Below are 20,195 nucleotides of genomic sequence, written 5' to 3' on the forward strand. Positions count from 1 at the left end.
GGAGACTATCATGGACCGAGTGCTCCCATTCATGGTCCTGTCCGCTGCAGCCGTAATGGCCGTCACCTCGCCAGCCATTGCGCAACCCACCGGTTCAACTGATAGCGCTGCTGTCAGAAATGTCGTGCTGGTGCATGGCGCGTTTGCCGATGGGTCAGGTTGGCGCAGAGTACATCAGAACCTCACCGCACGTGGGTATCGCGTTACCATTGTCCAGAACCCGCTGACCTCTCTCGCCGATGACGTTGCGGCCACGCGGCGCGTACTGGACCGGCAAGACGGTCCCGTCATTCTGGTGGGTCACAGTTGGGGTGGGACGGTGATCACCGAAGCTGGCGTTCACGCCAAGGTCCGGGGCTTGGTCTACGTTTCGGCCCTTTCACCGGATGCGGGCGAAACCACCGCCCAGCAATATGAGGGATATATGACGCCCCCGGAGTTCGTGATCGAGGCCGGGCAGGACGGATTTGGGTTCATCAAAGGCGACAGCTTCTTTGCCGGCTTTGCCGCCGACGCATCGCGGGAAGACGCAGATTTCCTCAATGCTGCGCAGGTACCGATCAACATGGCTAGCTTTTCGGTCAGGTTGGAAAATGCAGCATGGCGGATGAAGCCGAGCTGGGCAGTGATCGCGACCCAAGACAAAGCCTTTGATCAGCGGATGCTCCACGACATGGCTAAGCGCATTGGTGCCAAGGTGACCACAGTTGCCGCCAGCCATGCCGTCTATTTCACGCAGCCTGGGCTTGTTTCGGACGTGATCGACGAAGCTGCCCGGCAGTCAGCCACTATCGCGCGATAAGCGCTTACGCTGGCCGCTGCCACAGCGAGCCGGCACATCTCATAGAAAGTTCGGATAATGACATACTCCCTCTCCGGTGACACCGGGGACTTTGATCGGCGCGTTCGCGAGAATCAGGCTCAGCGAAGGGCAACACTCAAGTCTGTCTATGACATCATCGTGTGCGGTGCCGGCTCCTCGGGGTCAGTCATCGCGCGGCGACTAGCTGAGAACCCCGACTGTCACGTGCTGCTGATCGAAGCTGGTGCCAACGATGACGAAGAGGCGGTCATGGATCCGGCGGCTTGGCCGACGAACCTTGGTAGCCGCCGAGACTGGGGTTTCACTGCCGAGCCCAATCCGCATCTGGACGGGCGATCTTTGTCCATGTCGATGGGCAAAGGGCTGGGTGGTGGTTCCAGTGTGAACGTCATGGTCTGGGCAAGAGGCCACCGGAGCGACTGGGACTATTTCGCCGAGAAAACGGGCGATGCGGGTTGGGGGCACCATGCTGTTCTCGATATCTATCGCCGCATCGAGAACTGGCGAGGTGTCCCCGATCCTCAATATCGCGGTACATCTGGGCCTGTCTGGGTTCAGCCCCCCAAGGATCCCAGCCCCATCGCTGGCGCTCTGCTGAATGCTGCCGAAGCAATCGGCATTCCGAAATTCGACAGTCCCAATGGTAGTATGATGGAGAGCGCGGGCGGCGTTGCCTATTCCGACATGCTGGTACGTGAGGGACGACGCCATTCGCTCTACAGAGCTTATGTTCACCCCTGGGCCGACCGCCCAAACCTGACCATCCTGACCGAGACATCCGTTCGGCGGATTCTATTTGACGGCATCCGGGCAACTGGCGTCGAGATCGAGCGATCGGGGGAGATCCTTCAGATCACGGCCGGGACGGAAGTCGTGCTTTCGACCGGCGCGATCAATACGCCTAAATTGCTCATGCTGTCCGGTTTAGGGGATCGATCCGAGCTGGAGCGTCATGGCATTCCGCTACTGCGGCACTTGCCGGGTGTCGGCCAGAACCTGCAGGACCATGTCTCATTCGGATGTACGTGGGAATATCGTGAGCCGATGCCGCCGCAAAACAGCGGGAGCGAAGCGACTTTGTACTGGAAGAGCCGCTCGGATCTTGACGCACCGGATCTCCTCTTCTGTCAGGTTGAGTTCCCCGTCCCCAGTGAGAGAACTGCCTTGCTTGGTGTTCCGATGCACGGCTGGACCATGTTTGCTGGCTTGGCGCGGCCACACAGTCGTGGCCAAGTGAAATTGCGATCCGCAGACCCAGCAGAGGCGCCAATCATCGAGGCGAACATGATGTCGGACCCTCGGGACATGGAGGCTGCGCACGCCTGCGTTAAGCTCGCTCGTGAACTTGGTAATAACGCGGCGTTCGCTCCATATGTTTGTCGTGAAGCGATCCCTGGCGATCGAAGGAATATTGATGACAGATTCATCCGCGACGCGGCGGTGACCTACTGGCATCAATGCGGGACTGCCAGGATGGGGTTGGACGACATGTCGGTGGTCGATGCCTCACTGGCTGTCCATGGAATTGAGCGTCTCCGCATCGCTGACGGGTCTTGTCTCCCCCGGGTCACAACAGGAAATACGCAGGCCCCATGCACGATCATTGGTGAGCGTGCCGCCGAAATTATGCGGATACAACACGGCATCTGATCCTGTGGCCTGCCCGATCTACCCAGTCTGGTTGAGTAGGGTACCGGAAGCCTCTGTATGTCCGCTCTTGCCTAAAGTCGACGCTCGCTGCAACAGTCAGCAAAGGCAGCTTTGTCCCAATCCAAGCCATTCCCAGCTCGTATTTAAGTGCGCTCGGAGCGCCCCGCCGGGCAGCATTTGATCCCTGCATTAGGAACGCGCCGTTGGCCTCAAGAAGTGTCCGGAGAGCGATCCCTTTCGGACAAGCAGCGGCAAGGTGCCATCGCTGTTACGAGGGGCGGGCGCACTAGCAGCAACGTATCGTTGAGATGCTTTTATACGACTGTGACACGCAGGCCTTTATGTGGCCCATATTATGATTTGTGCCTCAGTTTGCATCTTGTTGAATTTCGGGAGGACGTCGGCTAGAGTATGCTCTTCGGCCAACATAGCAGCAGTCGGAGCGAACATGACAGTCCAAGTCAACATCACGCCCAATGGTCGGATGAGTCTCCCGGCTGACATCCGCAAGCGGCTCGGGCTCGTCGGCGGCGGCGCGGTCTATCTGGATGAGACGCCTGATGGTGTCGTGCTACGAACAGCCGCACAGGCCGTAGCCCGCGCTCAGGCTTTGGCGAAGCAGTACACCGAAGGGAACCCAGACGCGTCGGTCGAGGCTTTCCTGGCCAAGCGCCGCGAGGATAGCGGAGAGTGAGCGAGATCGTACTGGACGCCTCCGCCCTCATTGCAATGCTGAAAGGGGAGAAGGGCGCTAATAAAGTTGCCGCTGCGATAGCAGACGCTCGGATCTGCACGATCAACTATGCCGAGGTGGTCGCCCACTTCATCCATCTCGGTATGCCTGAGCGTGAGGTCGACGCGATGCTTGATCCGCTGCCGATGACGATCGTGCCGACCGACAAGGCGCTGGCCCAAATGGCCGGGCGGCTGCGCGCCGTCACAGCTGGTCACGGGCTATCGCTTGGCGACCGTTTCTGTCTTGCGCTGGCGCAGCGTGACGGTCTTCCGGCATGGACCAGTGATCATAGCTGGAAGGCGGTCGCCGATGCCGTCAAAACCAAGGTCGTGGATATTCGATGATGCTCAGCCGGCGGGGTAGGGCGGTTGCCCTCTCGATGGTGTTGCGCTGCCACAATCCTGCCTGACAGCTTCAACGAGTTTCTCGCCAAAAGCGGAAATTCGCAAATCGACCCCATAGCCGTAATTCAATAACTCGTCCGCAGCCACCAAATGTCATAATCGGACGAGTCATTAAAAGTGGAACCGCAAGATCGGTCGAGCGGCGCATACTGCCACGCGCCTAAATGGTTTCGCCACGATGGAGCGGACAGTGACGACAGCACTTCAAAACTACCATGACAGGATGAAGCGGGCGCTCGATCATATCGATCGGCATCTCGACGATCAGCTTGATCTGGAAGCAGTAAGCGCTGTCGCGGCATTCTCGAAGTTCCATTTCCACCGGCAATTCACGGCGATCTTTGGGCTCTCTGTGCATCGCTACGTTCAGCTTTCTCGAATGAAGCGCGCTTCGTTCCGCTTGGCTTATCGTGACGATCAGACCGTCATACAGATCGCGATGGATGCCGGTTATGACGCACCCGACGCCTTCGCCCGCGCTTTTCGCCAGCGGTTCGGACAATCGCCATCGTCATTCCGGAAATCTCCCGACTGGGAGCCGTGGCTTGCGGCCTTCGGGCCTCTCACCGACGCGAGGAGCAAACTCATGCAACAGACTTTCAATGCAAGCGACGTAACAATTCAAGAGGTATCGCCCATCCCGGTGGCGATCATGGAGCACCGCGGACCACCGGCCAAAGTCGGCGAAACCATCCAGCAGTTCATTGCCTGGCGAAAGGCGAACGGGCTTTCTCCCCGCACGAGCGAGACATTCAACGTCTTCCATTGCGACCCGAGAACCACCGACCCGAGCGATTATCGGCTAGACTTGTGTGCTGGAACAGAACGGACCTTCGATGCAGATGATCAAGGTGTGGTCTCCGGTATCATTCCGGGCGGCCGGTGCGCAGTCTTGCGAATAGTGGGTAATACCGACGATCTGGAACCCGCCGCGCTCTATCTCTACCGCGACTGGCTTCCCAAAAGCGGCGAGGAAGCGCGAGATTTCCCGCTTTACTGCCAGCGCGTCTCATTCTTCCCCGAAGTGCCTGAACATGAGGCAGTGGCGGACCTGTTTTTGCCGCTAAAATAACTTTTGACGATGGCCGCTTGTCCACTTGCCCCCTGCCAGAAGCGGACAAGCGGCTCCCCACCCACGACCGGCCAAAACTCAGGTCGAGGCGCGATCCCGAAAGCCGCATGGCGGCTTTGCCTCGATCCTGAAAAACTCCTGCCATTCAGCAAGCGACCCCGAAGCAGACCTTGAATACTGCCGTCCCGCGAAAGGCTCGGGACGGCGGTCTTCGAAAAAAGCCCTGATGCACATTCCCGCGAAAGGAGCGCCTGGCTGACAATCAGGCCGGGCCTTTGCCGAGCGCCTCCATGACTAGCGCTGCCGTGCGTGCCGCCGAGGCCGGATTTTGTCCCGTGACCAGCATCCCGTCGCGCACGGCGAATGGGGCGAAATCGGGTGCGCTCTCATGAAGCGCACCAAGCTCCCTCAGGCGCCCCTCGAGCAGGAAGGGCACCGCCCGATCAAGGCCGACGGCTCGCTCTTCGCTGTCGGTGAACGCAGTGACACGGCGTCCCGCCACAAAAGGCGTCCCGTCGGGCTGCAGGGCCGAAACGAGACCGGCCGGGCCGTGGCATACGGCGGCAACTACTTTGCCAGAGCGATCAAAGCGTTCAACTAGCCGTGCGAGCGCCTCGCTTGCGGGATAGTCAAACATGGTCCCGTGCCCGCCCGGCAGAAACAGCGCATCGTAGCTGTCCGCGTCAAGCACCGTGAAGGGGGGCGTGGCAGCGACATCTGCCTTGAGAGCGGCATCGGAGAGATAGCGCTCGACCGAAGCGTCGTTCTGGCCGGCGGGCCCGACGCTGCGCGCATCAATCGGGACTGGGCCGCCGGCCATCGAGGCGATCGTCACCTCGGCGCCGGCATCCCGGAAGGCGTAATAGGGGGTGGTCAACTCCTCGAGCCAGAGGCCGGTCGGCTCGTCGCCCGGCGTCATGCGATCGGCGGAGGTGGTGATCATCAGGATCTTCGGCATGGACGCATTTCCTTTTTGTGAAAACAGTTTCCCGACGCTGCCGGGCGCCCGCGTAGAGGCGAGGCTCCCGAGCAGAGCGAGGCCTTGCAGGACGTGACGGCGGCTGCGCATCGGCGGTGCTCCTTGGCTTGCGCGGGAAAGATAGATGGCCGAGGAGATCACACAATCGAAGCTCTCTAGCGATCTTCCATAAGAATTCTTATATCCAAACGATGTCACTTCTTCTCCTTCGCAGTTTCGTCGAGGTCTATCGCCACTGCTCGCTGAGCGATGCAGCCCGGAGCCTCGGCCTGACCCAGCCTGCGGTCTCGCAGCACATCGCCGCGCTCGAGGTGCAGGTCGGCCTGCCGCTGTTCGCCCGGCACTCGCGCGGGGTACGTCCGACTGCGATCGCCGACGATCTCGCCGCCACGATCGGCACCAGCCTCGATACAGCGGAAAGCGCGCTAGCGCAGGTTCGGGCGCGATCCCATCTCGTGACCGGGACGGTACACATCGCGGCCCCGGCGGATATGCTGGCCGATTACGTTCTGCCGCGTCTCGCTCCGTTGCTCGATGCCGGGCTTGACCTGCGCCTGCATGTCGGCGGCCGATCGGCGCTCTACGCGCTGCTGCTCGAGGACCGCGTGCACCTCGGCCTCACCGCCTCGCGGCCCGAGAACCCGCGGCTCGATTGCGTCACTGTAGGCGGAGAGGTGCCGATCGCGGTTGCGGGGCGGGAGATGGCGCGGAGGATCGCGGTATTGCCGCTGGCTGAGGCGCTCCAACGCGAGCCCCATCTTGCCTATGACCTCGAACGGCCGCTTATGCGATCATGGCTCGAGACGAATCGGATTGTGCTGAACAGGTTGCCGGTGCTGACGGCGCCCGATCTCAGGGCCCTGAGGAATGCGGTGGCTGCGGGCTTGGGGTGGAGCGTGCTGCCCGATTACCTTGCGCGCTCCGCCGTCGAAAGGGGAGAACTGGTGCGGATCGAGACGCCTCACGACGCCCCGCGCAATGACTTCAATCTCGTATGGGCTCGCAATTCGCTTCGTCACCCTCGTGTTGCGCGCGCGCGCGAGCTGCTGCACGCGGCCCTTTCGGAGTAACCATCGGAGTGACGGTAAGCGATCAGTTTGTCACCAATTTGAACGCGTGGCGAGCACAAGCCGCCATTCGCCTATCCACCCATCGACGGTCATAAGCGGCGCCCCGGCTCGATCCCAAAAGCGGCTTAGCGGCTTTGTCTCGCTTCTGAAAAATTCCTGCCGTTCGGCAATCGACCCCGATGCGGACGCCTAGGCGGCCTTGGTTCCAGCAGAATCTGGCTCCCATAGCCGGGAGAAAACCTGACGGTAGTGCCACACCAAGATTACGTACCAAATCGGCCAGATGCTTCCCCAGACATAGCTGTGGGTCAGGAACCAATGAAAGCCGGCAATCACGAAAATCGGGGCTCCGAGAAGGATCAGACCGATTGGCGCTGACCGGTTGAAAAGCATAGCTGCTCCACCGATCAGAAACGTGACAATAAGGGCAGGGTTCATGAAGCCGGATGCGTTCAGAGCCTGAGTAAAACGGTTAGCTTCGGGATCAACTTCCACTGGATGCTGGCCGCCCGATAGCAGCACAATCGCAATCGTAGAAAGAATGAAAAACAGCCCGAATAGTACTCGGAATACTGCGATGCCGATCTGTCGATATCTCATGGTCCAGAGGCTACGGACGCGCCTCCCGAAGGTCAACCTACATGCAGTTTGCTGACTGGCGGGTTTCCACCCATGAGCAGTCATGCGCCGGGGCAGTGCGCGATCCCGAAATCTGCCGGACAGCTTCAGACAGTTTCTCGCCGGGAGCCGAATTTCTCAACGCGACCTCAATGTCGCCGTTCTCACTTTTATTGCAATGACGATGGAGAAAATGAGCCGAACGGACGTTGCTGTGCGGGATCGACGGAGATAGGGGTGGCATGTCGATCAGTCATTGGCTTATCGTTGCAATCGTCCTTCTGGTGCTCTTCGGGTGAGGCCGAACCTCCGAGACGATGGCTGAGTTCGGCAAAGGCATCCGCAGCTTCAGATGCGGAATGAGCGAAGAAGATCAGACCGGCCAACGCGCAGACGAACCAGTCCCAAATCCTCAGCTTGATCAACAAATCGAGAAGCCCGGACCTTCCAATCCTTGGCTGGTGATGAAGCGGATCGCTTTACTGCCGGTCCTTGCATCCGAACTGGGCTTGTTTCAGAGGCAATCTCATGGAACTCGTCGCTCTTCTGTCTGACCCGGCCGCTTGGCTCGCCCTGCTGACACTGATTGCACTTGAGGTCGTGCTTGGGGTCGACAATCTCATTTTCATTGCGATCCTGTCAAACAAGCTGCCCGTGCACCAGCAAGAGCGCGCGCGCAGGCTTGGCCTAATGCTCGCGTTGGGGATGCGGATCGGGCTATTGATGCTGATCGGTTGGATCGTGACGCTTCAGCAGCCGCTGTTCGATCTCGGTATCGTAGGACCGCCGGTCGAGGGCACCAACAAGGCAAGCTTTGAGACCGCCTTTTCAGGGCGCGACCTTATCTTGCTGGCGGGCGGACTGTTCCTTCTGTGGAAGGCTACCAAGGAAATCCATCACTCGATGGAGCCGAATGACCCATCCGGCGATTTGCTCGACAAGACACCCGGCGTCGCGGCTGCGGCCACGGCCAGCTTTGGCGCGGTGATCGTGCAGATCATCGCCATCGATCTGGTGTTCTCGGTGGATTCGATCCTTACGGCGGTGGGTATGACCGACGACATCCCAATCATGGTTGCAGCGGTGGTGATCACTGTCGGCATCATGCTGTTCGCCGCCACGCCGTTGGCGCGCTTCATCGAGACAAATCCGACGCTGGTTATGCTGGCGCTCGCTTTCCTCGTGATGATCGGGCTGGTGCTGATTGCCGACGGCTTCGGTTTCCACGTGCCCAAGGGCTATATCTACGCGGCGATGGGCTTTTCGGTGGGGGTCGAACTGCTCAACATCGTGCAGCGCAACAGGCGCCGCCGGATTGCAGGGCTCGGCTAGAACCACGCCGAGACGCCGGCATAGCTCTGCGCGCCCGCGCGGACGTCGAATGAACCACTTGGCGAAGCGGATTTTGGTTCGCCATCAGAGCGTAATGCCGTTAGTGGGCCGTCCCTCCTGTTCTGGCGCAAACATTGACCACCAAATATCTTACCGGGCTGCTCGCAAAGGATCTCTCGCACGCAGGTCCCGCTACGCGGACCATGGGCGAAAAGGTGTTCCAGCTGGGCTTTGCTTTGGTGCAATGGCCCTGGCTGCTCAAAAGCCTTTATGGCGGAACCAAGGCGCAAAAGGCAGCCTTGCTGCAGCGCGTTGGGCTGGATAGCGATGCTTTGCCGCATCTGGGGAGCTGGAAAGCCGATACCTATCTGCTGCACCGGATCGTTGACGAAATCGAAGCCCGCCAGCCACAGGTTGTGGTGGAATTGGGTTCGGGGGCAACCTCGCTGGTCATCGCCAAGGCATTGTCGCTGCATGGAGGCGGCGCTCTGTATAGCTACGACCAGCACGAACCATTTGTGCGGCAAATGGGAGAATGGTTGACGGAGCACGAATTGGCGGCGCGGTTCCATCATGCCCCGCTCGGGCAGCGTGATCCGGCATGGCCGGGGCTCTGGTATGAGCTGCCCGAGATACCCGCGACAATCGATATGCTGATTATCGACGGCCCGCCGTGGGCGGTGCATCCCTTTGCCAGAGGGATGGCGGAGCGCCTGTTCGAACGAGTTGCGCCAAGGGGCGTCATTTTACTCGACGATGCGGCGCGGCCGGGTGAGCGGATCGTAGCGCGGCGATGGCGCAGGAAGTGGAGAGATTTAGACTTCACCTTCGAAGGTGGAGGAACCAAGGGGCTATTGATCGGACGAAAGGGGCGTTGATGGCTATCATTGCAGCACGCGACTATCGCGAGGGCCGAGTCGTCGGCGAGCCGCTTGCGCAGGGTAAAGTGGACGGCCACGAACGACAATCTCCCGACGCGTTCGCGTGGGTCGGCCTGCTCGACCCTACCTCTGAAGAAATGTCCGCCTGTGCCAAGCGTTTTGGCCTCCATCCGCTTGCCGTGGAGGACGCGCTCCACGCGCATCAGCTTCCCAAGCTGGAAATCTATGGCGACCAGCTCTTTGTCGTTGCGCGCACTGCCAAGATGGAGGCCGGGCACATCAGCTATGGTGAGACCGCCTTGTTCGTCGGGCGCAACCATATCGTCACCGTCCGGCACGGGTCCGACCAGGGCCACTCGGCACTACGAGAGAAACTCGAGACACGGCCTGCGCTGCTGGCGCACGGAGTGGACTATGTCCTCCATGCTCTGCTCGATATGATTGCCGACAACTACTTTCCGGTCATCGATGCGGCGGGCGAGATCGTCCAGCGGCTCGAACAGAGTGCGCTCGATTCCACACTTACCCGCGCCGAGATGCGCGAACTCTTCAACCTGCGGCGGGACCTGCTTTTGCTGCAGCGAATGCTGATCCCCATGGAAGAGGTCTGCGCGAAGCTGGCCAGCCTCGATTTGCCCAATATCGACCCCGAAGTGCGCCCCTATTTCCGCGACGTGCTCGACCACGTCCGGCGTGTTTCATCGCTGGCGGCGCTGCACCGCGAAATGCTGAATTCGGTGATGGAGACAAGCGCGTTGATCGTAGCCCAGCGCCAGGGCGAGATTACCCGCAAGCTGGCCGCTTGGGCGGCGATCCTCGCAGTTCCGACTGCGATCGCTGGAATTTATGGGATGAACTTCGAGAACATGCCCGAATTGCGAATGGAATATGCCTATTTCGGTGTGCTGGGGACTATCGCGTTCATATGTGTGATGCTTTTCCTGCGCTTTAGGAAATTGGGCTGGCTATAACTCGTCTAGAAATACGCCCATGCCCGCTGTCAATGGGAGATGCCTGCCAATTGGGCGATGCCGCGGTCCGCGAAGCGCTGGGTGTTCGACAAGGTCAGGGCGGGCAAAGCAGATTTTCGCCTTTCTACCCATCCCCGGACATGAGCGGGACTGGTGCGCGATCCCCAAAGCGGCACCGCAGCTTTACCCCGTTCGCGAAAATGCCTGCCCTTCGGCGAGCGACCCCATAGACGTCATGCGGGCGCCGAGTGCGCCGTTGCCATCATCGGCGGATCGTCAGGCCCAGCGTCACAGACGAGGCGGCGGTACCGTCGATGCGGTGGCCTGCCAGCAGGTCCACGTCGATCCGTCCCCGGTCGGTCACCCAGCGCAGCCCCGCCTGACCGCCCGGCGCCCCACGATCTGTGCCGAATACCTCTCCCATCAGAACAACGTCGGGCACGAGCTCAAACTCGGCCTGAGCGCCCCAGAACAGTGCGTTGCGATCCGCTTCGCCGGGCGCGTTGATCCAGCCCAGATTGCCATGAAGCACAAGCCGTTCATTGACCCTCGCGGAAACCGGGACTGTCATACCCATGCTCTCGATCCGGTTGTCACGCGGGTTCCATGTGGCCGTCGCCGAGACCGCCACGCCAACGGGTGCCTCTTCGAACGAACGCAGGTTGAGCTTCAGTGCCGGTGCGATCCTGGTGGCGACATCATCGCCAAAGGTGCGCTGCACGGCACCAGCGATTTCAAGGCGCGGCAGGCCTTTGAGCGTGCAGGCGGGACTAGCGATCGCAAGGCCGCCCCCCTCGCTAGGCAAGTTCAACCAGCTTTCGACATGGCAAACCCCGGCAGGCAAGGTCGCATCGTCATCGACAATGTGTGCGCCTCCACCCGCACGAGCCGGGTCAGCCAGCCAAAGCGCAAAGCTGGCGGCGGCAAGCCGCAGCACACAGGCAGGCCCTCGAAGCATCGCCTCTCACAGCCACCCGCGCCGCTTGAAATAGAGGTAGGGCAGCAACATCGAGATCACCATCAGCCCCAGCGCGAAAGGGTAACCATAGGGCCATTGCAGCTCGGGCATGAATTCAAAGTTCATCCCGTAAATCGAGGCCACCAGCGTTGGCGGCAGGAACACCACGGCCGCAACCGAGAAGATCTTGATGATTCCGTTCTGTTCAATGCTGATCATGCCGAGCGTAGCATCAAGCAGAAAGTTGATCTTCTGTGAAAGGAATGCATCGTGATCGGACAAGGAACGAACATCACGTGCAACAGTCTTTAGCCGCTCGCGCAGTTCCTTGCGGCTCTTGCGCTGGAGCAGCAGGGTTGTCGCAAAGGTCGCCAGGCGTTCGAGCGACACGAGGCTGTCACGAATATTGGAAAGCTCATTGGCCTGCCTGCCGAGGTCGGACAGCACCTTGCCGAAATCGGTCTGGGACCGGGCCTTGATGTCGGTCTTGGCAAAGACGGTCTTGGCCACCGTCTCGATTTCCCGGCCATAGCGTTCGAGCACGTCAGCGAGACGATCGACAATCGCTTCGAGCAATTGCACGAACACATCTTCGCCATCGATTGCACCGGCAAGTCCGCGATCGGCGCGCTGGCTCATCAGGGCAAAGACCCGCGGCTCGTGATGGCGCAAAGTCACCAGTGATGTTGGAGTGAGAACGAATGTGACCGGAGCCATCTCGGGCTCGTCGCCATCACCGAACGCGGGCAGGATCGCGGTCATAAAGGCAGTCGAACCCTCGATGTAGAGGCGTGAGGAGATCTCAATCTCCTCCATCTCCTCGCGATCAGGGATTTCAACGCCCAGCCAGCTATTGACCTGCTCTTCGTCCTCGGGAGTGGGACGCAACAGATCGATCCAAATCGCGTTGGTAGATTGGGCAAGTGGCTGGGTAACAAACTGAAGTCTGCCGTCACATGTATCATAGATGCGCATCATCGGTCTGCCGGTTTGTAGCGGTCGGAATTGATTGTGAAGCCCTATAGGCAGGCCAAATCATCGATCCAAGGCGCCGCGTAGAGGAAAGAGCTGCCCTTCAGCTTGCCACCCAGCTGCGGTTATGAGGGGAATCAATGCGGGTTCGCTAAAACTGCCCGGCAGCTTCTTCAGGGTCGGTGCCAAATCCCGTGATCAAGTTTCCGTCAAGCAGCACACCCACTAACAGGCCGGTCCTTGCCCTTCACGATCTGGCACGGGAGAAACCGCGCGTCCGCTTAAACTCTGAGAATGAGGCGCACTACGCGCTAAATGACCCTGCCTCCCAGCACGCGGGCCCCGTTACGGCTTGCCTCGACCGATTGGCGATTGCTCAGGTGCAGCGTCATGCGTCCTGATCCGGCAGGTTCGGCCCGGTCGAGGTGACGCAGGTTGACGATCACCGAACGTTGGATGCCACGAATTCATCGGCGGGCAGGCGCTGCTCGAACTCGCCCAGCGACAGCCGCACCAGATGCCGCCGCTGAGTGATCGTGGTGACCTCGGCATAATCCTGCGCGCCTGTGATCGTCACGATATCGCCGACAGCAATCGGCACCAGTTCGTCGCCCTGCCGCGTCAGATAGCGCTGCATCGGCCCCGAAGCGACGATCTGCACCGCAGCGGACTGCCGCCCGCCGCGCAAGGCATAGGCACAGGCAGCAACCAGCGCATAAAGCACAACGCCCTGAAACAGCTGCCACACCAGCGCGACGCCCGAGAACGTCCCGAGCTGCATCTCGCCGCGCCCGATTGCACGCAGCAGCATCAGGCTCACCAGCACCAGCGCATACCAGCTCGGCGCGGATACCGGCGCGAGCACGATGTGCCACGCCCCTTGCGCGATCACCGAACGCGGGAGCACCGCGCTGTGGAGGATCAGGTAGAACCCTGCCGCAAGCCCCGCGAGCGGCACGACATTGGCAATTGCGGTACTGAGTGCGCTTGCCTAGCCTTCATCCAGCGTAACCGCGAAAACTATGGTGTAGAGCGCCAGCAGCAACGCGGCGCCCATGGCATAGACCGCCCCGACCGAAGGGAGGCGGTCGCCTGCGCGCAACGCTGGGGGGCGATCAGCAGCCTCCGCAGCACGCGCCGACCGCATGGGCTGATCTTTCGCCGGTTTTGCCATGTCATTCATCGCTGCAAACGTCCGTTCACGGCTTTTTGGCAGAGGCCGGGCGGCGCAGCGGCAAGGCAGGGCGTGACCCGATCAATCAGCCGGAGATTGCGAATCATGCGCACCGCCTCGTTTCTTTCCTGTGCCGTCATGCTGCTTGAGGCCGCTGTGGCCGTGCCTATTTATGCCCAGCAACTGGACCTGCTGCAAACACTTACCGGTGCCGAGCCCGTGACGGTCGGCCTGCGCGGCTTCACTCCGGGGGAGCAGGTCGAGATCGAGGCTGTGCGCCGAAATGCCGATGGCACCTATCGCAGCGCTGCCATCTTTGTTGTCGGCCCGGACGGAGCAATTGACCTCGCGCGTGATCCCGCGATTGCCGGAAGCTATCAGGGCGTTGATCCGGCAGGACTGTTCTGGTCGATGCGGCCCACCCCTCCGGGCGCAGCTGAGCCGGCAGGCATCACCGTGCGGGCGCTCGGCAACTGTCAGGAAGTGTCCCGCGACGCAGCGGCACTTGCCGACCTGCCCGATGGCATCGTGATGCGCCCGGTGGCCGAATTTGTCGGCGCTCGGCTTTATCGCCCCGCAGGCACGGATAGGCTTGGCGTAATCATCGTGCTGGGCGGATCTGAGGGAGGCTCAGGCTTCGGGCGCAGTATGGGGCCGGTCTTTGCTGCGCAGGGCTATGCCGTGCTTGCGCTGCCGTATTATGCGCCGAGCTGGGGGAGTGAAGAATTGTCCGGACCGCCAGGCGCCTTCACCGACATTCCGGTTGATCGGCTTGAGGACGTGCGGCGCTGGATCTTGACGCAGCCCGATATCGACCCGGCGCGCATCGGGCTTCACGGCATATCGAAGGGCGGCGAGTTCGCGCTGATTGCAGCTACGAGGATGCCCTGGCTTCGGGCCGTTTCGGCCATCGTGCCGAGAGACGTGGTGTGGGAGGGGAGGGGCAGTGATGCGCCCCCGGGCACGGCATCGTCCTTTTCATGGGACGGACAGCCTCTGCCCTTTGTCCCCTACCGCGGGATGGAGGAAGCCATCGCCGCGCTCGCGCGCGGGGAGCGGCGCGCGCTTACTGTGCCGCATCTCGAAGGCCGCCGTGCCAATCCGGACAAGGCGGCGGCAGCCCGGATCCCCGTCGAAGAATACAAAGGACCCTTATTGATTGCCGGCGGTGATCGCGATGCCACATGGCCATCGGGCGAGATGGTGCGCGCGGTAGCGGAACGGCGGGCCGGGGAGGGCCTGCCGACGGTAGCGCTTAGCTTTGCCGAAGCGGGGCATTCCTTGGGCGGGACCGGATGGACACCGATGGATTATGAGGGCCGCCCGGTTCCCGCGAGCATCGACGTCGCCGCGCAGAGGATCGTCCATGCCGCCGTTATCGACTTCTTTTCCCGAGAACTTGGCCGTTTGTCGTCGGAACCAACGCAAGCTGATCGCTGACGGTTGCGTTTGGCCGGTTCCAGCGAGTTTCTACTGGCGTCGTAGCTTGGCCGCCAGGAATGGGCTGCTGCGTTATTTGCCGCTCAGCATGAAGCTAGCGATGGCAGCTGCCACGCCCGCGGACAGCGGCAGATCGGTAGCGCGGTAGACGGCGATGTTGTCGGCCATGCTATCGCCTGCCACGTCCTTCAGCACATGGTTCATGCCGGGCACGACCAGCAGCGTGGCACGGGGCTGTGCGGCCTTCAGCCGTTCGCCATCCCCGGTGGGCACCTGAATATCCTTGCCGCCCTGCACAATGAGCATCGGCAACGCTGTGTCTGTCGCCAGACTGGCGGGATCACGCGCCATCGCGCTGATGAGATAGCCTTGTACCGCCGGATGAAACACTTGGAGGAGCGGCCCGGGTAGGGCATCGGCGGCGACCCTGCGCCCGGCAGTGAGTTCGTCGATCGCGCGCTCGCCTGCTGCGAGCAACGGGGCGTTCGCGGGGTTGGCGCGCAGCTGTTGCCGGATCACTTCGCCAAAAGGGCGTCCGCCCGCCGAAAGCAGAACGAGGCCGCACAAGTCATCGACCGCACCGGCCGATGCCAGCGCCACCAGCCCGCCCTCGCTATGGCCGATCAGCCATACGCAAGGCGCGCCGGTCTGCGCACGGATGGTGGAGACCCATGCGGCGATGTCGGCGACATAATCCGGGATCGTGACTGCATTGGGATCGGCCACTGCCGCGCGGCTGCCGAACATCCCGCGCTTGTCGATCCGCACGCTGGCGATGCCTTTGTCAGCCAGCGCTTCTGCCAGCAGGCGGTAGGTCGCGGCATTGCCGATCAGCGGATTGTTGCCATCGCGATCAGTGGGTCCGGAACCGGGAATGATGAGCGCCATGGCCCTCTGCGGGCCTGCGGCGCTGCGCAGGGTGCCCGACAGCGGAGCGTCAGGGCCGGGCGCGGCGATCGGTGTCTCAGCAGGTTCGCCGCCAAGGGCAGGGGACGCCAGCATCATGGCACAGGCGAGAAACAAGGTGGATTTCGGCATTCTGGTCTTCTCCCGGGTTCGTATCAGGTGGTATGCCTGCGCGCCAGCCACCAGCTGTAGATCACCGGCACCAGTGCAGCGCAGGTCACCAGCGCGGTGATGATGATCATCCGCACGCCGGACCGTAGCGGCGCAATGGTCGCCAGCACGATCAGCCCGCCCGCCACCATCATCAGCTTGCCCCCCAACCGGTGCGTGGCGATCCAGTTGTCGGTATTGTTCAATGTCCACGGCGTGCGGATGCCCACCAGTAAGCCGGGTCGGGATTTGGGCAGCGCATCGCCCACCATCACCAGCAGCACGCCCATGCCTACCAGCAGCAGATCCGGCCCGAGCGTCCAGCCAAGCGCGGGCGCGGCAATCGTCATCTGGACATAGACCATTAGCAGCAGCGAGCCGATCCAGACCGCGCGCAGCACCGGCGCCGAGGCTTCCAGCTGCGGCTGAAGCGGCTCAAGGCGCGGGATCGCTACGAACAGGAGGCAGAGCATGATCGCCATAACCGCCGGCATCGCGAGCGCGACCAGCGCAGGCGCCGTGCGATCCGCCTCACCCGCCAGGTTCCAGTGAACTGGCAACTGCGCGCCCGACTTCAGCCCGGCAGCGACCCACAATCCAAACCCCAACATCGCCAGCGCCAGCCCAAGCGACGCGGTCAGCAAACCGCGCACGCTCATGCTTGTTCCCCTATATCCCGCGCAGCGCCTAACCGGTCCTCGCCGATCCCGACCCGCCCCATGAAGCCCAGCAGCGCTTCTTCCAAGGTTGAAAGGTTGAGCGTGTAGATGATCGATCCGCCGCGGTTTTCGCCCCGTATCAGCCCGGCCGCCTTTAGCTTGGCGAAGTGGCCCGACATGGTTGGCTTGGAGACCGGAAACCGATCCGCAATCTCGCCCGCACTCATCCCGCCGCGTTTGAGCAGCTCCAGCACCTCGCGCCGGATGGGGTGGGACAGGACCTCGAACACTTCATTCATAGCTATTTCGCTAAATTACGAAATAAATCATGTCAACTCTTGCGAGGCAGGACATTGATGATTCCGAGTTCCGCACCACAGTCGTCCAGAAGAGCCGAGCGCCCCACGCACAATTGAAGCTTAGGCACTAGGCGCAAGATCACCGCGATCTTCGACATGACCTCGCTAGCCCGTTCGTTATCAATGTCGCTTCAAAAGATGCGACGATAAAGAAACCCATCTGAGCGCATAGCTATGCACTACAGGCAATCGAAATAGCTCAAAAGGGTCAATGTCGGAAGGCTCGGTGAATTGAGCGCCTCTGCCGATCTGATCTGATTGGGGACCCGACCAGCGCTAAGGACAAAGTGCTGCAATAACTGACGGATCACTCAACAAAATCGCAATTGCGAAAATCTATGTGACGCAACGCCTTGGAGAAATTCGATGAAGCATCAAAAATTTCGGCTTGTAATAAAACCTGGCTTTGAGGGTGCCGTCCGTTTGGCCTAGTTGTGCAACTACGCAGATAATCTCAGAACCGATCAGTCGGCTTTGATTGCCTCCGCACTATTGAACTACATCAGCAACCGCTTCTCTGATCTCGATCCTTCTATAATCATCGCTAATATACTTGAAAATCAGTTAAACGGTTGGCGCATAGAACCGAATTCTCAGCAAGATCACGATCGCCTTATGATAGCGACCGAAGGTTCGGGCATCAGCCTCGCGAACTTGGTGGAATTAATTGAAACATTCTTGCCGGAAGCGCTCGGCCAACGAATGGTCTATGAGCCTCTTGTAAATCGACGGCCATCTGAATTCGATTTTTATCTGCACTGAGGCAGAAGCATTCCGCCGGGATAGTGTCCATCAATGGCCTAGGACAGCGCGGGACCTACATATCTCGGGCAATCGCTGCGACACACCCCGTCATGGGACCATTCGGGAGGGCGCCAGAGATAGGCGAGCTTATCCCGCCAGCGCGGCGCTGTGTCCATCCGGTCCTTCAGCTGCTCGAGCCCCACAAACTGCGCCGTCAGCGGGTTGTAATCATGGGTAGGCTTGACGAGGCCGGCATTCGGCTCTTCGCCGATCACGGCATATGTGCCGAACAACCGGTCCCATACGATCAGCACCTGGGCATAATTGCGGTCGATATATTGCGGCTGATTGGCGTGGTGCACCTTGTGGATCATTGGCGTGGCGAGCCAGCGATCCAGCCATCCAAGCCGGCCGATGTAGCTGGCATGGTTCCAAATGCCAAAGGCGTTCTTCACCACGCTCACCGCGATGAACACGACCGGCGGCACGCCAAGCAGCGCCGCCACCGTATCGAACAGTGGCCGGGGCAGGCCATCAAGGAAAAATCCGCGGGCGGCGGTGGAATGATTGAATTCGTTGGAGGAATGGTGAATCGCATGAAACGCCCACAGGAGCCCGACACGGTGGCCAAGCCGACGCTCCCAGTAGTAGCTCAGATCATGCACGATGAAAGCGACCGGGACGGCAACGAGCAGCGGCAGCCCATCGATCAGCCGCCAATTGTCATACACCAGCACATAGACAGCGAGCGGCAACACCACGCCGATCACCAGATTGATAATGCTCGACAGCAGATTGAGCCCGATCGAGCACAGCGCGCCCTTGTTGTTGTAATCGGGATTACCGCGGATCGCCCAGACCCGTTCAAGGACCACGCTAACGAAACACACCCCCGCCAGCAACCAGATGGCCGCTGGCCCGCCAATTAAGTCGATAGCTGCTGCAAGGTTTTCCATGACAAAGAAGCTATCAGCTTGGCGGCGCAGATCAATCGGCTTTGCCGCGCGTCGGCCATGTTGCTGCCACGGCGACCGGATCGTCGGTTTCGGCAGGGATCAGCACGTCGGGCGCGATACCCTTGCGACGACCGGATCATGCGGCAGCCGCAGCGACCGGGTGGTTGCCCATGCCAGCTGGAACCGGCCTGATGGGGCGGGGGCGGTCATCATCTCGCCAAAGTCGATCACGCCTGCAGAATTGGCCTGCCCCATCAGCGTGCCCTTGCGGCTCTGGCGGGCGTCTATAATGAAGTTCCCCGCCGACGTTCCGATTCCATCACTCAGGAACGCGACCCGCGCGGAGTTGGGAAGGGACCCGTCTAATAACACGATCTCAAAATTCGCGCCGCAGGTGATAAACGGCTCTGTGGCGGACTACATTCGGTCACCCTCGTCGCGCTGGGTCTGGGCGACGTCAGGTGAAGTTGTGGCAAGTTGATCGGCGACGCAGCGCCGGAGCTACATGTTGAGTGGGCTCACCCGGACTTCCACGCCGATGCGCCAGATCGCGCGGGTGGCAATCCACCGCAGCAAAGGGTCATAGACAAAGTCCGAACCACAGCCGTTATTGCGCACGTCGATATTGGCCGAAGAGTTGAGCGGAAAGGTCGCGTGGCACGCGCTTGATGTAGCCAATGCAGACAGCTTCGATGCCTTCGCAGCGGCCGTCGAAGCGCGCTTTGCCCGGATCGATGCCCTCTTCAACAATGCCGGCGTGATGCCGCCCGCCCCGCTTGCGGCCCTCAAGCGCGACGAATGGAAGCGGATGATCGATGTCAACATCCACGGGGTGCTCAACGGAATGGCATCGGTGATTCCGCGCTTTATCGCCCAAGGCGGCGGGCACGTCATGAATGTTGCCTCCATTGCCGGCCACTTGGTGGTGCCGACAGCGGCGGTCTATTGCGGCACCAAGCACGCCATGCGCGCCATCACCGAAAGCCTGCGACTGGAACATGACAAAATCCGCGCCACTCTGATCTCACCCGGAGTGGTGGCGACCGAACTGGGCCATGACATCACCGATCCTGCGGTAGCCGAAGCCCTGATCACATGGCGCAGGCAATCGCTCACACCTGATGCGATCGCTCGCGCCGTTCGCTTCGCGCTCGAACAGCCTGCGGGTGTCGACATCAACGAGATTATCGTGCGGCCGACATCGGCGGGGATGTAAGAAGCTGCGGCGATGTTGGCATTAAATCAAAGAATATCGAGGTCCTGTGCGTTTAGCCCATGCTATTGTACCAGGCCTTCCGGCTAATCATCGCCCTGACATTCGACCAGCCCCAAAGTGCAGTT

At 60.9% G+C, this 20,195-nt stretch carries 25 protein-coding genes; 13 read left to right on the top strand and 12 right to left on the bottom strand.

The genetic code is table 11. The annotated features are described in order from the left end of the window. The first annotated feature begins 10 nt into the window (after window positions 1-10). The 5 genes from LUA85_RS19035 (at window position 11) to LUA85_RS19055 (ending at window position 4,685) form a co-directional block, all read left to right on the top strand. Complete coding sequence (locus LUA85_RS19035; RefSeq protein ID WP_231472037.1) at window positions 11-802, top strand: alpha/beta fold hydrolase; 792 nt, start codon at window positions 11-13, stop codon at window positions 800-802. 159 nt (window positions 803-961) lie between these two features. Beyond that, the gene (locus LUA85_RS19040) at window positions 962-2,473 is read left to right on the top strand and encodes a GMC family oxidoreductase (protein ID WP_231472076.1); all 1,512 of its coding nucleotides are present in this window, start codon (window positions 962-964) and stop codon (window positions 2,471-2,473) included. 448 nt (window positions 2,474-2,921) lie between these two features. Further along, the gene (locus tag LUA85_RS19045; RefSeq protein ID WP_231472038.1) at window positions 2,922-3,167 is read left to right on the top strand and encodes an AbrB/MazE/SpoVT family DNA-binding domain-containing protein; all 246 of its coding nucleotides are present in this window, start codon (window positions 2,922-2,924) and stop codon (window positions 3,165-3,167) included. After that, window positions 3,164-3,553 (top strand): type II toxin-antitoxin system VapC family toxin, encoded by a 390-nt coding sequence (locus LUA85_RS19050; RefSeq protein ID WP_231472039.1) that lies wholly within the window; start codon window positions 3,164-3,166, stop codon window positions 3,551-3,553. The genes LUA85_RS19045 and LUA85_RS19050 overlap by 4 nt, the downstream gene beginning before the upstream one ends. A gap of 250 nt (window positions 3,554-3,803) precedes the next feature. After that, complete coding sequence (locus LUA85_RS19055; RefSeq protein WP_231472040.1) at window positions 3,804-4,685, top strand: GyrI-like domain-containing protein; 882 nt, start codon at window positions 3,804-3,806, stop codon at window positions 4,683-4,685. Window positions 4,686-4,947: 262 nt separating this feature from the next. Here LUA85_RS19055 and LUA85_RS19060 read toward each other — a convergent pair whose 3' ends face one another. Continuing rightward, a complete protein-coding gene (locus LUA85_RS19060; protein ID WP_231472041.1) occupies window positions 4,948-5,643 on the bottom strand; it encodes a type 1 glutamine amidotransferase domain-containing protein in 696 nt (231 codons plus the stop codon). A 212-nt stretch (window positions 5,644-5,855) separates the two neighbouring features. On the opposite strand from LUA85_RS19060, the gene LUA85_RS19065 reads away from it, so the two are divergent. Continuing rightward, complete coding sequence (locus LUA85_RS19065) at window positions 5,856-6,734, top strand: LysR family transcriptional regulator (RefSeq protein ID WP_231472042.1); 879 nt, start codon at window positions 5,856-5,858, stop codon at window positions 6,732-6,734. Window positions 6,735-6,923: 189 nt separating this feature from the next. On the opposite strand, the gene LUA85_RS19070 is transcribed toward LUA85_RS19065, so the two are convergent. Further along, window positions 6,924-7,334 (bottom strand): hypothetical protein, encoded by a 411-nt coding sequence (locus LUA85_RS19070; RefSeq protein WP_231472043.1) that lies wholly within the window; start codon window positions 7,332-7,334, stop codon window positions 6,924-6,926. Between the two features lie 335 nt (window positions 7,335-7,669). On the opposite strand from LUA85_RS19070, the gene LUA85_RS19075 reads away from it, so the two are divergent. From LUA85_RS19075 to corA (LUA85_RS19090), 4 genes are all read left to right on the top strand, one after another. Further along, the gene (locus LUA85_RS19075; RefSeq protein ID WP_231472044.1) at window positions 7,670-7,906 is read left to right on the top strand and encodes a hypothetical protein; all 237 of its coding nucleotides are present in this window, start codon (window positions 7,670-7,672) and stop codon (window positions 7,904-7,906) included. Further along, entirely contained in the window at window positions 7,881-8,684 is an 804-nt protein-coding gene (locus LUA85_RS19080; RefSeq protein ID WP_231472045.1) for a TerC family protein, read from the top strand. Before LUA85_RS19075 ends, LUA85_RS19080 begins: the two co-directional genes overlap by 26 nt. Window positions 8,685-8,887: 203 nt before the next feature. Further along, complete coding sequence (locus LUA85_RS19085) at window positions 8,888-9,562, top strand: class I SAM-dependent methyltransferase (RefSeq protein ID WP_231472046.1); 675 nt, start codon at window positions 8,888-8,890, stop codon at window positions 9,560-9,562. Beyond that, entirely contained in the window at window positions 9,562-10,536 is a 975-nt protein-coding gene (gene corA, locus LUA85_RS19090; RefSeq protein ID WP_231472047.1) for a magnesium/cobalt transporter CorA, read from the top strand. The genes LUA85_RS19085 and corA (LUA85_RS19090) overlap by 1 nt, the downstream gene beginning before the upstream one ends. 262 nt (window positions 10,537-10,798) lie before the next feature. Here corA (LUA85_RS19090) and LUA85_RS19095 read toward each other — a convergent pair whose 3' ends face one another. From LUA85_RS19095 to LUA85_RS19110, 5 genes are all read right to left on the bottom strand, one after another. Continuing rightward, window positions 10,799-11,494 (bottom strand): hypothetical protein, encoded by a 696-nt coding sequence (locus tag LUA85_RS19095; RefSeq protein ID WP_231472048.1) that lies wholly within the window; start codon window positions 11,492-11,494, stop codon window positions 10,799-10,801. 6 nt (window positions 11,495-11,500) lie between these two features. After that, complete coding sequence (gene corA / locus LUA85_RS19100) at window positions 11,501-12,472, bottom strand: magnesium/cobalt transporter CorA (RefSeq protein ID WP_371823737.1); 972 nt, start codon at window positions 12,470-12,472, stop codon at window positions 11,501-11,503. Window positions 12,473-12,777: 305 nt separating this feature from the next. Then, window positions 12,778-12,912 (bottom strand): hypothetical protein, encoded by a 135-nt coding sequence (locus LUA85_RS21755; RefSeq protein ID WP_371823738.1) that lies wholly within the window; start codon window positions 12,910-12,912, stop codon window positions 12,778-12,780. Next, entirely contained in the window at window positions 12,909-13,424 is a 516-nt protein-coding gene (locus LUA85_RS19105) for a LytTR family transcriptional regulator DNA-binding domain-containing protein (protein WP_231472050.1), read from the bottom strand. Before LUA85_RS19105 ends, LUA85_RS21755 begins: the two co-directional genes overlap by 4 nt. Before the next feature lie 33 nt (window positions 13,425-13,457). Beyond that, entirely contained in the window at window positions 13,458-13,613 is a 156-nt protein-coding gene (locus LUA85_RS19110) for a hypothetical protein (protein WP_231472051.1), read from the bottom strand. 132 nt (window positions 13,614-13,745) lie between these two features. Between LUA85_RS19110 and LUA85_RS19115 the strand changes: the two genes are divergently transcribed. Then, the gene (locus LUA85_RS19115; protein ID WP_231472052.1) at window positions 13,746-15,080 is read left to right on the top strand and encodes an acyl-CoA thioesterase/BAAT N-terminal domain-containing protein; all 1,335 of its coding nucleotides are present in this window, start codon (window positions 13,746-13,748) and stop codon (window positions 15,078-15,080) included. 72 nt (window positions 15,081-15,152) lie between these two features. On the opposite strand, the gene LUA85_RS19120 is transcribed toward LUA85_RS19115, so the two are convergent. From LUA85_RS19120 to LUA85_RS19130, 3 genes are read right to left on the bottom strand one after another with little or no spacing between them, the layout of a single operon-like run. Continuing rightward, window positions 15,153-16,118 carry an alpha/beta hydrolase gene (locus LUA85_RS19120; protein ID WP_231472053.1) on the bottom strand — a complete coding sequence of 322 codons (966 nt, stop codon included), beginning with the start codon at window positions 16,116-16,118 and terminating at the stop codon, window positions 15,153-15,155. 23 nt (window positions 16,119-16,141) lie between these two features. After that, a complete protein-coding gene (locus LUA85_RS19125) occupies window positions 16,142-16,795 on the bottom strand; it encodes an SdpI family protein (RefSeq protein ID WP_231472054.1) in 654 nt (217 codons plus the stop codon). Beyond that, window positions 16,792-17,094, bottom strand: coding sequence for a metalloregulator ArsR/SmtB family transcription factor (locus LUA85_RS19130; RefSeq protein WP_231472055.1), 303 nt, complete (start codon window positions 17,092-17,094; stop codon window positions 16,792-16,794). The genes LUA85_RS19125 and LUA85_RS19130 overlap by 4 nt, the downstream gene beginning before the upstream one ends. A 552-nt stretch (window positions 17,095-17,646) precedes the next feature. Here LUA85_RS19130 and LUA85_RS19135 point away from each other — a divergent pair. Further along, the gene (locus tag LUA85_RS19135; RefSeq protein ID WP_231472056.1) at window positions 17,647-17,916 is read left to right on the top strand and encodes a hypothetical protein; all 270 of its coding nucleotides are present in this window, start codon (window positions 17,647-17,649) and stop codon (window positions 17,914-17,916) included. Between the two features lie 38 nt (window positions 17,917-17,954). On the opposite strand, the gene LUA85_RS19140 is transcribed toward LUA85_RS19135, so the two are convergent. Beyond that, window positions 17,955-18,854 (bottom strand): sterol desaturase family protein, encoded by a 900-nt coding sequence (locus LUA85_RS19140; RefSeq protein WP_231472057.1) that lies wholly within the window; start codon window positions 18,852-18,854, stop codon window positions 17,955-17,957. Between the two features lie 99 nt (window positions 18,855-18,953). After that, on the bottom strand, window positions 18,954-19,226 hold the full coding sequence (locus tag LUA85_RS19145) for a hypothetical protein (RefSeq protein WP_231472058.1): 273 nt from the start codon (window positions 19,224-19,226) through the stop codon (window positions 18,954-18,956). A gap of 253 nt (window positions 19,227-19,479) precedes the next feature. Between LUA85_RS19145 and LUA85_RS19150 the strand changes: the two genes are divergently transcribed. Further along, a complete protein-coding gene (locus LUA85_RS19150; protein WP_305799997.1) occupies window positions 19,480-20,070 on the top strand; it encodes an SDR family oxidoreductase in 591 nt (196 codons plus the stop codon). Window positions 20,071-20,195 lie beyond the last annotated feature (125 nt).

The sequence above is a fragment of the Novosphingobium sp. CECT 9465 genome (assembly GCF_920987055.1).
GTDB lineage: Bacteria > Pseudomonadota > Alphaproteobacteria > Sphingomonadales > Sphingomonadaceae > Novosphingobium.

Excerpts from the sequence above, each read along its gene's own strand:
- LUA85_RS19035 (WP_231472037.1), top strand. The coding sequence starts at position 11 with ATGGACCGAGTGCTCCCATTCATGGTCCTGTCCGCTGCAGCCGTAATG.
- LUA85_RS19065 (WP_231472042.1), top strand. The coding sequence starts at position 5,856 with ATGTCACTTCTTCTCCTTCGCAGTTTCGTCGAGGTCTATCGCCACTGC.
- corA (WP_231472047.1), top strand. The coding sequence starts at position 9,562 with ATGGCTATCATTGCAGCACGCGACTATCGCGAGGGCCGAGTCGTCGGC.
- LUA85_RS19140 (WP_231472057.1), bottom strand. The coding sequence starts at position 18,854 with ATGGAAAACCTTGCAGCAGCTATCGACTTAATTGGCGGGCCAGCGGCC.
- corA (WP_371823737.1), bottom strand. The coding sequence starts at position 12,472 with ATGATGCGCATCTATGATACATGTGACGGCAGACTTCAGTTTGTTACC.
- LUA85_RS19080 (WP_231472045.1), top strand. The coding sequence starts at position 7,881 with ATGGAACTCGTCGCTCTTCTGTCTGACCCGGCCGCTTGGCTCGCCCTG.
- LUA85_RS19110 (WP_231472051.1), bottom strand. The coding sequence starts at position 13,613 with ATGCGGTCGGCGCGTGCTGCGGAGGCTGCTGATCGCCCCCCAGCGTTG.
- LUA85_RS19125 (WP_231472054.1), bottom strand. The coding sequence starts at position 16,795 with ATGAGCGTGCGCGGTTTGCTGACCGCGTCGCTTGGGCTGGCGCTGGCG.
- LUA85_RS19045 (WP_231472038.1), top strand. The coding sequence starts at position 2,922 with ATGACAGTCCAAGTCAACATCACGCCCAATGGTCGGATGAGTCTCCCG.
- LUA85_RS19070 (WP_231472043.1), bottom strand. The coding sequence starts at position 7,334 with ATGAGATATCGACAGATCGGCATCGCAGTATTCCGAGTACTATTCGGG.
- LUA85_RS19115 (WP_231472052.1), top strand. The coding sequence starts at position 13,746 with ATGCGCACCGCCTCGTTTCTTTCCTGTGCCGTCATGCTGCTTGAGGCC.
- LUA85_RS19060 (WP_231472041.1), bottom strand. The coding sequence starts at position 5,643 with ATGCCGAAGATCCTGATGATCACCACCTCCGCCGATCGCATGACGCCG.
- LUA85_RS19075 (WP_231472044.1), top strand. The coding sequence starts at position 7,670 with ATGGCTGAGTTCGGCAAAGGCATCCGCAGCTTCAGATGCGGAATGAGC.
- LUA85_RS19085 (WP_231472046.1), top strand. The coding sequence starts at position 8,888 with ATGGGCGAAAAGGTGTTCCAGCTGGGCTTTGCTTTGGTGCAATGGCCC.
- LUA85_RS19120 (WP_231472053.1), bottom strand. The coding sequence starts at position 16,118 with ATGCCGAAATCCACCTTGTTTCTCGCCTGTGCCATGATGCTGGCGTCC.
- LUA85_RS19095 (WP_231472048.1), bottom strand. The coding sequence starts at position 11,494 with ATGCTTCGAGGGCCTGCCTGTGTGCTGCGGCTTGCCGCCGCCAGCTTT.
- LUA85_RS19130 (WP_231472055.1), bottom strand. The coding sequence starts at position 17,094 with ATGAATGAAGTGTTCGAGGTCCTGTCCCACCCCATCCGGCGCGAGGTG.